Genomic DNA, 12,852 nt, shown 5'->3' with positions numbered 1-12,852 from the left:
TGGTGCTGTTTTGCCTACAAAGGTTGCGGTGCGGCATCCGTATCCATCAATCATTGCTACCCTGAAATCAAGCTAAAAACCGCACTTCTTCCCGTATTGTACGCAATTTAGAGTCATTTTTGCACAATTTCCGGTATTTATGCGGATTGAGTTCGATCGCCTTGGACAAGTTTTCGATCGCCAGCCGGATACTGGTAGTTACAATTTCCTGGCTGTTTGTGAGCTCGCCCGCTTCTTTTTCCAGGGCGTAAACGCAAGCTTTTTGATAGTAGAGGTTTGGATCGTTGGGGTTGAGTGCGATGATTTTATCGTAGGAGGCGATGGCTTCGGTAAATCGTTGGATTTTTTTGAGGGCGACGGCGCGGTTGTACCAAGCTTCGATGTTTTCTGGCTGCAACTCTAGGGTTTTGTCCCAAGAGGCGACTGCTTCTTCAAAGCGTTTTAAGTTGACCAAGGCTAAGCCGCGGTTGTACCAGGTTTCGCTGTTGTCTGGCTTGAGTGCGAGGGCTTTGTCCCAGGATGCGATCGCTGCTTCAAATTCTCCCATTTGTGCGATCGCCGTGCCGCGTTTGTTCCAGGCTTCGGGGGAATTCGGTCGCAGTTGCAGGGTTTTGTCGAAAGAGGCGACGGCTTCCGGGTAGAGTTTTTCATCCGTTAGGGCTAACCCACGGTTGTACCAGGCTTGATGCAAGTCTGGTCTTAGTTCCAGCGCCTTATCGAAGGAGGCGATCGCCGCTGTATTTTGGTCGGATTTTCTCAGGGCAAATGCTTTGTTGTACCAAGCTTCGCAGTAGTCTGGTTTGATGGCTATGGCTTTGTCGTAGGAGTCGATCGCTTCTGATAATTGTTCTAAGCTGACGAGGGTGTTGCCGCGGTTCGTCCAAGCTTCGGGGTAGCTGGGATTGAGTTCGATCGCCTTTTCGTAGGATGCGATCGCTTCTGAGAGTCTGTTGACCTTCCGCAAAACGTTGGCGCGATTATACCACGCTTCGGGATTGTTTGGTTTGATTTGTAGGGATTTGTTGTAGGCTGCGATCGCTTCTTCTAGCTGGCCCAGTTTTTTGAGGGCTACGCCTTGGTTGTACCAGGCTTCATAAAATTTTGGTTCAAGTTCGATCGCTTCTTCCCAAGATTCGATCGCAGCTTGGAAGCGCCCCATTGCTTCTAGGGCGTTGCCGCGTTCGTACAATGTTTGAGCCTTTTGGGTGTTGACTGCTATGGATTTTTCCCCTGAGTCGATCGGCTTTTCTATACTGGCTAATTTTTGCAAGGGGTTTCACCTCATTTTCTGTTTAATTGATTTTTTTCTTTTTTATATGCGATCTTTTTCGCCTGTGAGTGCTTTCGATCGCGACTATTTGGTTATTTATGGCAATTTTACAGGAATTTGGGGACTTTTTCAATTTTTTTCATGATAATTCTAGAGCTTGGATTTGTAGGTATAGATTAATACTATTTTTTTAAGCTGACTGCGTAGAAAAGAGGAATGGGCGATCGCACTGAGGTGTGACAAACCTCATTCAATATCTAACAGGACTTACACATCAATCCTATTTGTAGTGCATTGCGGCCCTTGTTACTACGGGTAGTGTAAAACTTTAAAAGTTGCGTAAATCCTGATATAATTTTCACCTATCGGCGATCACTGACTTAGCAAATTGCAGAGCTTTTCAGCAATTTGAGCCTGTGTATCTGATGACAATTCACCCAACTCGCGCTGAACAACCACTGTAGAAACAGTTACCAGTTGATCCAGCCTGATAGTAGATGGCACCCGCAGCCCTGAAGCCTGAAAGTCGAGAGGAGAAGCATCTAATACGATATCTGTTTCCAGTAGATTTGTTGGCAAGCGACTTGTAATATAAGCAAGAATAACATGACGCCGCGCTCCCAAAGGGTTAGTCAAACAAGCTGCTGGACGCAGTTTGTTTGCCGATAAATCATCATAGGGAAACGGTACTAGGAAAATCTTACCCTTCGTCATGGAATGGTTTACCGTCAGCTATGGTATAAATGTCTTCTTCGGGGTCTAGGATCGAACCAAAATGAGGCTCGATCGCTACTGTTTTAATCCATTCAGGGTCGTGGAATGGAAAGCCATCAGCTAAAGTGTAGATATCTTCCGCTGAGTCTCTCAGAGAATCAAAAGCGGGATTGCGGATTGCAGCTTTTAGCCATTCATATTCTTCTAGTTTTGCTTTGTTAATTAGGGCAGCTTCTAGGGCCTCCAGTCGCTTCCGGTCTGCATAAGTAATGATAGCAGCGATCGCTCTTCCTTCCTGTTCTATGACAATTCGTTCTCCAGTATCCTCGACATGGGCGATGAGTTCGGTAAATCTGTCATTGGTTAGATTAACATTTAGTTGAGTCATCTTTTACCTCGCTATTAATTATCCTATTATATCGTGTGCCTTAGCTTCGTTGAAAAGTGTTTTTGATGCTATAGCGGCGGGTTTTACCAACAATAATTGCCTAAAATCGACAATCTCATAAACCCGCCCCGCCGCAACTCCCTATTCTTGAATCAAGGCTTGAAACCGAGTATGCGATCGCAGGCTATCAAAATCCGAGTTAGTTTTTGCCATGTCTCGGTATTTGTCAGGATTCACATTGATGGCTTGCTGCCACTTCTGAATGGCTTGGTCAATTTGACTATGCAACGCATAACAGCAAGCTTTATTATAAAAGGCAGATGTCTAATACTGTAGCAGGCCAAGGGATCGCCTGGTTTGATTTCTAAGGCTTTGTCATAAGAGGCGATGGCTTCTTCTAATAAATCTAAATAAAATAACCAGGCAAAGTGATCGCCTGGTTTAATTTCTAAGGCTTTGTCATAAGAGGCGATGGCTTCTTCTAATAAGCCTAAATTACATAGTGCATGGCCCCGAAGGTACCAGAAAACGTGTAAATCGGGTTTGGTTTCTAAGGCTTTGTCGTAGGAGGCGATGGCTTCTTCTAATAAGCCTACATTACATAGTGCATGGCCCCGAATGTACCAGACAAGCTGTTGTAAATCTGGTTTGATTTCTAAAGCTTTGTCGTAGGAGGCGATCGCTTCTTCCAATTTTCCTAACCTATCTAGTGTATGGCCCCGATTGAACCAGCCTTCGTGTAAATCTGGTTTGATTTCTAAGGCTTTGTCGTAGGAGGCGATCGCTTCTTCCAATTTTCCTAACTTATCCAGTGTCCTGCCCCGATTAAACCAGTCTTCGTGTAAATCTGGTTTGATTTCTAAGGCTTTGTCGAAGGAGGCGATCGCTTCTTCCCATCTTCCTAGATTACCTAGTGCAATGCCCCGCTGGTGCCAGGCTGCGTCATCATCTGGTTTGATTTCTAAGGCTTTGTCGTAGGAGGCTATCGCTTCTTCCCATCTTCCTAAATTATTCAGTGCAATGGCCCGATTTTCCCAAGCAAAGTCATCATCGGGGTTGAATTCTAAAACTTTGTCCAAGGAGGCTATCGCTTCTTCCCATCTTCCTAAATTACACAGTTCACAGCCCCGATTGTTCCAGGCTTCCTGTAAATCTGGTTTGATTTCTAAGGCTTTGTCGTAGGAGGCGATTGCTTCTTCCCATCGTCCTAAATTACCCAGGCTTTTGCCTCTATTGAACGAGGCTTTGTATGAATCTGGTTTAATTTCTAAGGCTTTGTCATAGGAAGCGATCGCTTCTTTCAATCTTCCTAAATCATCCAGTGTATTGGCCCGATTATACCAGGCTTGGTATGAATTTGGTTTGATTTCTAAGGCTTTGTCATAGGAGGTGATCGCTTCTTCTAATCTTCCTAAATCATCCAGTGCAATGCCACGATAGTACCAGGCTTCGTCATAATCTGGTTTGATTTCTAAGGCTTTGTCGAAGGAGGCTATCGCTTCTTCCCATCTTCCTAAATTACCCAGTGCTTTGCCACGATTGTTCCAGGTTACGTGATAATCTGGTTTGAATTCTAAGGCTTTGTCATAGGAGGCTATCGCTTCTTCCCATCTTTCTAAATTAGCCAGTGCAATGCCGCGATAGTACCAGGCTTCGTCATAATCTGGTTTGAATTCTAAGGCTTTGTCGAAGGAGGCTATCGCCTTTGTATATTCTTCAGCATAGCCATATAATAAACCTTGTTCATAAAACAATTCTGCTTGTTGTTCGGGTGTTTGCCCATCCTCATCAATTAAAGATTGAATCCTCACCAATTCCCGTTTTCTTTCTTGGAAAGTCAAAGCTAGATAATCTTCTCGCTTCCCTCTTTCGGAACAAGCCTGCCTTGATTCTAGTTGCAGCAGTTCTTTATCCATCGGCAACTTAAATAAACTCGATCGCCAATCAAAAAAATCCGGGGCCCGCTGGATCAAATAATTAACTGCAAAACGAGGCAAAATAAACACAAAACAAATCTTAAAATCATCTCTAAACCTTTCCCGCTGCTGGTTTAAATTAATTAAAACAGGCGGCACACCCCGCCAACTATAAGAATAAATATCCTGGCTTTCCCATCCGATCTCTTTTTTTTCTTTCTCATATTCATAAAGTGAATATTCTAAGCCTTTCACAAACAGGATATTAATTTCATCTCGCTTTGGCAAATCTTCAATTATCTTATAAAAATTATAAACCGACTCATCCAGCGGCAACACATCAATCTTTTTCTGCGGCACATCTGCTTGAACTTTCGCAATCAAGCGTTCACCTTCCGCAGGCGAACACTCAACAAACAACAACCGGAAACCATTTGTCCGTTTGAGAGTGCGTACCAGAGTTTGATATTCTTCCTCTGGTTCTGCTTCTGGTAAATCGGCATCCCAATCAATTATTTCTACTGTCATGGCTAAGTTGTACAAGACAATCTTTAAATTGCTTAATTCCTTTAATCAGCGGATGAACATCATACCAAGGCTGCATTTCTCCTTCTTCATCATAGTATCGGTATTCCAAAATACAGCGGCTAAACAATAAATTGCGGTGCTGTTCATCGTTCAGTATGCGCTGAGTTTGGGATACTTTCGCTAAAATTTGCCATTCGCCTTCTTCAGGAGTTCTGCGGTAGACATCCCGCGCTTGAGTAATTGCCCTTTGCGCTGCTTTTGCAGTAATTGGCAAATCCTCGGTGCGAGTTATTGCTTCTTGCATCATCAACAGCAAATTTCTGACGTGACCGCCACTCATCAAACACAGGCGTTCTATAGTTTCTCCACTGTCAAACAATCCTGTTTCTAAAGATTGATTCGGATTGACTTGTTTTACCCGCTTTTCAATCAACTCTTTGATTTTAGCAAGTCCCGCTTCGTTGGTGCTGCCGTCAGGATTCTGCACCATAATCATCGGCAACACTTGCGGGTCGTTATAATTATTGATTAACTCAGTAGCGCGGTTAGAATACACCATAGAAATCGGTATGGTGTAAATGACATGACAATCTAAAGCTTTGAGTTGTTCAGTGCGGTCTAAAAAGATTTCGTCGAGATTGCTGCGTTTCCCGTCTTGGGAAAACGGCACAATTCGGTCTAAATTATCGGCAATTACTGCGAGTTGCGAAGATTTATCCGGCAAGTTTTTTTTAGCATCGCCAATAAACTCATTCAGCGCATCAATCAGCGTCGTTGTGTGGGGATTAATTTTATCTCGAATTTTTTGGCGCAGACTCGGTACGGTTCTGACATTCGCCGTCAGTTTGGCAAACTGAGCAATTTGCGACTCTAAGCTTAACGTTTCAAAAGACACTTCGGTTAGGGCTAAATCTTTCAAATCTTCCCACCTATCTCGCATCCAATCGCGTAAAGGTTTAGAGTTGGCATTTCTGAGTTCTTCTAACAAATGTCTGGTGCAAGCTAGCAAAATATCAGTATATTCAGTATCTTCGGGATTAATATCTTGTTCGTCAGCCGCGAAATAGACTACAAAGCAGCCTTGATTTTGCAAATATTCCTGAAGTCGCAGCAATTCTGTTGACTTTCCCGCACCGCGATGTCCAGCATACAACTGACAAGTCATTCGCTGCGATAGCTTAATCTTTCTGCCCAAATCTTCGATAATATCGCCATCTCCTCGCACTTCTCGACAGTCAACATACTGCGGATCTCCTGCTGGTAAAGGATAGAATGGGTCAAAAGCGTTGTAAAGGTTTGTTAGTAATTTTTCTGACTCTTGAGTCATAATTTGATATTATTTTTATAATTTTAAATTATTTTTTCAGCGCTTACGCACTACGACCAAAGAAACCGGGTTTTTTACAAAAATACTTCGTTGTAACGCGCAAATTCGGTAAAAAACCCGGTTTCTGCTCTCCCCTGCGTAAGTTCTAAGAATGCTGCTGCACCCTATTTTTAAGCTTGATATTTTTTCAGAATAGCAACTTTTTCGGGGAAGATTTCGATCGCCATTTTGTCATCATAACGAGTCGCGAGCGATCGCCTCACCTCGCCCAAAAACAGCGGCTGCGACAGCCCAGGTTCAGGATGTACAACTGTACGAACCCGGATTGTCATGTAGTCTCTTCCGCGTCCAGAGCGCCCTGGAGAGTACAAATCTGCTGCTACTTGTCGCATCGTTGCTTCTAATTCTGATTCGGTGATCGTAGGTGGCACAGTAACTACTGTTTGAGCGCCGCCTGTATCGTAAACTAAAGAATAGCGAACTGCACCGGGAATTTCTGTGCGCGAAAACAGTCCCAAACCGAGACCGAATATACTCGCAGCAATTACTGCCATAAAGCTTGTCACTCCTACCAATCGGAAGCGAAAACCCCATTTGAAGATAAATGCTATAACTGTTAGAATAGCCAAGGCTCCTGTCAGAATTCCCGCCCATTGGGCGTACATTAAAAGATTAGAATTTACGTTCATTTGTTGACTGTTGACTGTTGAGTGTTAACTGTTGATATTAGTTACCGATACCCGATGCCCAATGCCCAATGATTAATTAAGGGTTTCGGGCCACAAGCAGATAAGTCATCATATCGCCTTTCCCCTTCACCGGAATCACGCCTCGCTCCTCAAAAACGTACTTACCCCGCAGGCGCTCGTAGGTAGCAACTGTCACCTGAATGCTGCCGGAGACGCCTTGAGATTCCATCCGGGAAGCTGTATTTACCGTATCTCCCCACAAATCGTAAGTAAATTTTTTAGTACCGATTACCCCAGCTTCTACCGGGCCTGTGTGGATGCCGATGCGAATGCTGAGCGGCTGACCTCCCTTGGTACGAATCTTAGTCATTGCTGCTTGAATTTCCAACGCCATTTCGGCGATCGACTCGGCGTGGTCGTCGCTGGGCGTCGGCAAACCGCCAACCACCATATAAGCATCGCCGATCGTCTTAATTTTCTCAAGTCCATAGCGCTCGGCCAACTCGTCAAAAGCCGAAAAAATCTCGTTGAGCAACTCCACCAATTGGGCCGGCGATAAATGAGCCGAAAGCTGAGTAAAACCGACCAAATCGGCAAACATCACTGTTACCTCAGCGAAACTGTCTGCGATCGTAATTTCCCCGTGTTTCAGGCGCTGCGCGATCGCCTTCGGTAAAATATTTAACAGCAAACGCTCGGACTTTTCCTTTTCCAGGGCCAACTCCTGTAAATACGCTTGCTCCTTATCCCGCAGGCGCTTCTTTTCCAGACAAGCGCTAATCCGAGCCTTGAGCAATACCGGATTGAATGGTTTAGAAAGATAATCCTCCGCCCCCAACTCAATACACCGGACGATACTATCGATATCGTCTACCGCCGAAATCATAATCACCGGGATATGGCGCAACTTCTCGTCCGCCTTCAGATTTTCCAGCACTTGATAGCCGTTCATTTGCGGCATCATAATGTCTAGGAGAACCAAATCAAAAGGATCTCTTCGCAACATTTCCAGAGCTTGGAGGCCATCTTCAGCAACAGTCACCACATGGCCTTGACGCTGAAGTCGGCGGGCCAGCAAATCGCGGTTTACCTCATTGTCGTCAACAACCAGCACGCTGCCCTCGTCACCTTTCATGTCAGGGCCTCTTTCAGAAGCGTTTCAATTTTACCCAAAAGTCGGGGAAACTCGACCGGTTTAGTGTCGTAGTCATTGCAGCCGGCGGCAAGACACTTTTCACGATCGCCCGCCATTGCGTGAGCCGTCAGGGCAATCACTGGAATCCTGCTAGTTTCAGGAGCAGCCTTAATTTGCTGCGTTGCTTGCCACCCGTCGAGAACCGGCAGACTCATATCCATCAGAATCAAATCTGGTACTTTCGCGAGCGCCATCGACACTCCCTCAGCACCGTCAACAGCAATAAAGACCTCGTGTCCCTTGCGGGCCAGACGCCTGGAAAGCATATCTCTGTTCATTTCGTTATCTTCGACCAACAGGATTTTAGCCATTGGTGTTCTCCTTGCCTTTCGAGTCGTACCTGCGATCGAACCTGTCATTGACTATAGAGCGAACATCGCGCAACAAAGTATCGCAACTGTAGACTCCCTTTTGTAGCACCCCCTCGACGTAGCCGTTTAGTTGCTGGCTTTCGGCCGGTGTCAAGTTTTTCCCCGTGATCACAACAATCGGTATAGGATCTCCCGAATGGGATTTGCGAATTTCGCTGATCAACTCAAAACCATCCATTTCTGGCAACATCAAATCCAGTAATATCAGGTGCGGGCGAGCAACTTTTAGCCGATCGAGAGCAGCGCGTCCGCTGTCAGCTTCCGTTACTGCCCAGCCTTGTGTTTCTAGTACGCATCGCAGTATTTCGCGCGTGGCAACGTCGTCTTCCACAATTAGAATCTGACAGGTCAAATTGTTACTTGCAACGCCGTCTTGGTCGCGTCGGTACTTGTTCAACAAAGCAGCCAGCCGTTTGCCGTCCACTGGTTTGGTGAGGTACTCCGAAGCGCCCAATGCAAAGCCGAGGCTTTTGTTGCCCACAAAGGATAGCAGGATTACGGGAATGGAGGCAAGGTCAGGATCTGCCTTCAGGGCGGAGAGTACCGCCCAGCCGTCCATTCCGGGCATAATCACGTCGAGGGTAATCGCGTCTGGCCGCAGTTTTTTAGCGAGTCTGAGGGCTTGCTCGCCACCGCCGGCGACTTCTATATGCAGTCCTTGGCGACTTAGGGCGCGCTGGATTAAATCCCGCGAGATCGGGTCATCGTCCACTACCAGCACAGTGCCGATAGCGGGGGCGTCTGGAGGGCTAGTGCTGTCGCGGACTTTGTTGGGGATTTCCGGCTGTTTGATGGCGCTGGGCAAGAGCAGGGTGAAAGTGCTGCCGCCGCCTAAGCTGCTGCTGACCTCAATGCTACCGCCCATCATCTGACAGAAGCGCTGGCTGATTGCCAGTCCCAAACCGGTGCCACCGTACTCGCGGGTAGTCGAGGCATCAGCTTGGGTGAAAGGTTGGAAAACTCGCTGCAATTGGTCTTGTGTCATGCCGATGCCGGTGTCGGCGACGCGGAAACTTAAAAATTCGGAGTTGGAAATTAAAATTTGGGAAAATTCCTCTTGATTTTTCATTTTTAATTGTTCATTTTTAATTCTTTCCACTCCGATCGCAATTGTCCCGTTTTGTGTGAACTTGGCAGCGTTGCTGAGCAAGTTAAGCAGCACTTGCCGAACTTTGGTCATGTCGGCGTGCATGGTGTCGAGGTTGTCTGGACAGTACACTTCTAGGGTATTACCGTTTTTCTCGACCAGCGGCCTGGCCGTGGCAACAGCACTTTCAATTAAGGTATGGATGTCGAAGGTTTCTAAGTAGAGATCCATTCGGCCTGCTTCAATTTTAGAAATATCTAGGATGTCGTCAATCAGGGACAGCAGGTGTTTGCCGGCGCTGCGGATTTTTTCGAGGTCGGGGACGGATTCGCAACTACCCAATTCTTCGGCTTCTTCTTGAAGCATTTCGCTGTAGCCGATGATGGCGTTGAGGGGTGTGCGAAGTTCGTGGCTCATGTTGGCGAGAAATGTGCTTTTTGCCCGGTTGGCTGATTCTGCTGCTTCTAGGGCCAACTGCATGGCGGATTCTGCTTGTTTGCGATCGGTGATGTCTTGGACTGTGCCTTCGTAGTACAAAACGCTGCCGTTTTCGTCGCAGATGCTGCGGGCGTTTTCGGAAATCCAGATCGTGCTACCATCTCGGCGGTATATTTGGGATTCAAATTTTGACACTTGGCGGACTGCGCCCAATTGGGCCATAAACTCGGCGCGCCGATTGGGGTCAACGTAAAATTGGCGGTTGATATCTGTGAGTTCGGCTAGCATTTGGGCACAGGATTCGTAGCCGTAAATCTCGGCTAGTGCGCGATTGGCGCGGAGGTAACGCCCGGTCGGCGTTGTCTGGAATATGCCTTCGACTGCGTTTTCAAAGATGCTGCGGTAGCTTGATTTCTCTTGCAGCAAGGCAATTTCTGCTCGCTTGCGCTCTAGGACATTGGCGAGCATTTCTCCTACTATTTTTAGCTGTGTGGATATTTCGGTTGCTAGACCTGCTGTTTGCTTTAAGCCATCGAATCCGAGAAATCCTACTAGCTTTTTACTAATAATTAGGGGAAGAATTATCAGCGATTTAATATTTTTTAGCTGTTTTTTCAATTCTACATTATTTAGGGAAGCGCCCATCGAAGGTATTAAGGCGGTTCCTGTTTGATTGACTGTTTGGGATGGGGAGTCTGTCTGGAATTCGGCTAAATTTTGACCGAGAAAATAGGCTATTTCGGCTTTTACTGGGGGCGGGAGTTCGCCCATTTCGGGAATATAGAGGCATTGGGCGCGATCGAGCTTTTCTACGATCCAAGGGATTTGTGCGATGTCTATTTGTTTGTCGGTGCTGTCTTTGACTGCCGGAATGCTTTCGCCGCACCACTCGTAGGTTTTGTCGGCGCGGGTTTTGTCTTCTGATAACAGGTAGATGTAACTCCGGTTAAAGCCGGTGAAGGTGCCGAACGCTTCCAGGGTTTGAGCGATGCTTTTGTCTATTTCTGATAAGGGCTGGCTGATGAAATGGGTTGACCAACTGGCAATCAACTGAGCGAATTCTACTCGATACTTTAAGGATTGTTCTATTTTTTCGCGCTCGGTAACGTCTCGAAAGCTCCAGACTCTGCAAACTCTGTTCCCTCCCACTTTTTTTGAGGGAAACGAATTTAATTCGATAATTTTTCCGTCTTTAAATTCTAATAATTCGCTGATTTGAATCTCTGGATCTGCCGACACTTTTATCACGTTTTGGAGAAATCCTTGGGGGTCTTTTAATTGTTCCCTAGCGAAGGGTAATCCTGTTTCGATTGTTTTTTTGACAGTGCCGAAGGTCGATCGGCTCAACTTTCCTTTGCTGGGGGACAAATCCCACATCTCGACAAATTTCTGATTATAATTGCATATATTGCCGTTTCTGTCAACCGCTATAATTCCAGCATCTGTAGATTCTAGAACGGCTTGCAGCATCGAGAGGGATTGCTTGTGTTCTCTAATGTCAAAAAACACCAAGACTGATATTTCGCCGCCCTCAACTGCGGGATTGAAAAAATAGGAAACTGGTAAAATCTTGCCGTCGCGGCACAGAAACTCGTCGTCCCAATTGCTGTAAGGTTGACCGGAGGCGATCGCCTCTTGTAAACCTAGTGTAGGCGCGATCGCTGCATCTTCACTCTTGCTTTGGAACTGTTTCGGAGCCCTCAAAACTTGGGATTTCTTGCTTTGACTTTGCTGACTGGCGATGCGATGTACCAGGGAAACGCCTCTAAGTTCCGACTCTCGCCACCCCAGCAAGCGTTCGGCCTCTGGATTCACCCAGATGACCAACCCGTCCGCGTCAAGGATACACAATCCCGCCCCCAAACTGTTGATAATGGCTCGCAGTCGATCGATTTCTGAAGCTACTGGAGTGTCTTGAGCCGACTGGGGCGAGGATATCAAATCCTGTAGCGCCACGGACTTGGATATCAAACAAGCCTGCCGCAGCGGTTCCTGCTCGCTCCGAGATTCCTCATAGCTACAACTTACCTGCTCTAATAAAAGCTGCCACTGCTCAGCATTGGGAGGGGGGGACTCCCTAGCTAAACCGAGCTGTTCGAGTTGGCGCTGGAGGTGGGGGTGCATATTTTCTGGCGCTTTGTAGGCAACTTTCTACAGTATATCTTTTTAATTAATAGTATATATACGCCGCTCTACAGTTAGTGGAAAGGTACGGGATCGAACTTTCTCATAGGTTTTATGGAAAAGCCGATCGAGCATCTCTGCTCTCCAAAACCTTTCAAACTGCGCTAATTATATTTATAGCAGATATTGAAGGCTCTTTGGCTCCCATCGGCTTCGGGATCGGGCAAGTCGCTCAGGGTAAAAAGAAGGAAGAAGGTAGAAGCTATAAAAGCGAGCGTTTTAGCAATTAAGAACGTCATTACCCTATGGACTGTTGCTATAATATTATCAAAATTTTTTCGAGGATCAACAAACCGAGGTTCTGAATGTCGGTCGCACACTCAAAAATGGTATCTTATCAAGTTAAGTTACGCTCTAAAACCAGGTTTCTGCCAAAACTCGCTTTTTTGACGGCCCGACTTAGGTGAAGAAACCAAGTTTTTGGAGCGATATCAAACTCGGTTATATCGGAATGATACCAAGCGTGCGATCAGGACGCTCACACTGCACTCTGAAAATTATTCGGATGCCAGCGGAAACTATATCAGGACTTTCTTACTTACTGCAAACTTAATTATGCTAACATAGCCTAATATCATATTATACCTGTTTTTCACAAAACAATTAATAAAAATTAGTTTAGTAAGGTGATCAATTATAGAAACTGCGCCCGACGGTTAGGACATTCTTAATTAGGGCTTGCTGAATAATCGATCGCAAACTATGAATAGGAGCGACCGATATATTCAAACTCAACTAAAGATAA

The 12,852-nt window shown here is 46.0% G+C and carries 10 protein-coding genes; all 10 read right to left on the bottom strand.

The features are described from left to right. Positions 1 to 67 precede the first annotated feature (67 nt). A complete protein-coding gene (locus QUA40_RS10220; RefSeq protein WP_333124823.1) occupies positions 68 to 1,270 on the bottom strand; it encodes a tetratricopeptide repeat protein in 1,203 nt (400 codons plus the stop codon). A 372-nt stretch (positions 1,271 to 1,642) separates the two neighbouring features. Then, positions 1,643 to 1,984 (bottom strand): type II toxin-antitoxin system PemK/MazF family toxin, encoded by a 342-nt coding sequence (locus tag QUA40_RS10215; protein ID WP_333124821.1) that lies wholly within the window; start codon positions 1,982 to 1,984, stop codon positions 1,643 to 1,645. Next, positions 1,971 to 2,372, bottom strand: a complete 402-nt coding sequence (locus tag QUA40_RS10210) for a type II toxin-antitoxin system prevent-host-death family antitoxin (protein WP_333124818.1) — start codon at positions 2,370 to 2,372, stop codon at positions 1,971 to 1,973. Before QUA40_RS10210 ends, QUA40_RS10215 begins: the two co-directional genes overlap by 14 nt. Positions 2,373 to 2,513: 141 nt before the next feature. Then, complete coding sequence (locus tag QUA40_RS28985; protein WP_445301140.1) at positions 2,514 to 2,660, bottom strand: TPR end-of-group domain-containing protein; 147 nt, start codon at positions 2,658 to 2,660, stop codon at positions 2,514 to 2,516. Then, positions 2,606 to 4,816 (bottom strand): tetratricopeptide repeat protein, encoded by a 2,211-nt coding sequence (locus QUA40_RS10205; protein WP_333124815.1) that lies wholly within the window; start codon positions 4,814 to 4,816, stop codon positions 2,606 to 2,608. Before QUA40_RS10205 ends, QUA40_RS28985 begins: the two co-directional genes overlap by 55 nt. Next, positions 4,797 to 6,143: an ATP-binding protein gene (locus QUA40_RS10200; protein WP_333124812.1), complete on the bottom strand. Its 1,347-nt coding sequence runs from the start codon at positions 6,141 to 6,143 to the stop codon at positions 4,797 to 4,799. The genes QUA40_RS10205 and QUA40_RS10200 overlap by 20 nt, the downstream gene beginning before the upstream one ends. Positions 6,144 to 6,313: 170 nt before the next feature. Continuing rightward, a complete protein-coding gene (locus QUA40_RS10195; RefSeq protein ID WP_333124810.1) occupies positions 6,314 to 6,832 on the bottom strand; it encodes a Ycf51 family protein in 519 nt (172 codons plus the stop codon). A 76-nt stretch (positions 6,833 to 6,908) separates the two neighbouring features. Then, positions 6,909 to 7,967, bottom strand: a complete 1,059-nt coding sequence (locus tag QUA40_RS10190) for an adenylate/guanylate cyclase domain-containing protein (RefSeq protein ID WP_333124808.1) — start codon at positions 7,965 to 7,967, stop codon at positions 6,909 to 6,911. Next, on the bottom strand, positions 7,964 to 8,338 hold the full coding sequence (locus QUA40_RS10185; RefSeq protein ID WP_015177895.1) for a response regulator: 375 nt from the start codon (positions 8,336 to 8,338) through the stop codon (positions 7,964 to 7,966). The genes QUA40_RS10190 and QUA40_RS10185 overlap by 4 nt, the downstream gene beginning before the upstream one ends. Then, positions 8,331 to 12,047 carry a response regulator gene (locus QUA40_RS10180; RefSeq protein ID WP_333124805.1) on the bottom strand — a complete coding sequence of 1,239 codons (3,717 nt, stop codon included), beginning with the start codon at positions 12,045 to 12,047 and terminating at the stop codon, positions 8,331 to 8,333. Before QUA40_RS10180 ends, QUA40_RS10185 begins: the two co-directional genes overlap by 8 nt. Between the last annotated feature and the right edge of the window lie 805 nt (positions 12,048 to 12,852).

The organism is Microcoleus sp. Pol11C3 (assembly GCF_036701485.1).
Classification (GTDB): Bacteria; Cyanobacteriota; Cyanobacteriia; order Cyanobacteriales; family Microcoleaceae; genus Microcoleus.
This window is presented reverse-complemented; position numbering and strand designations above follow the sequence as displayed.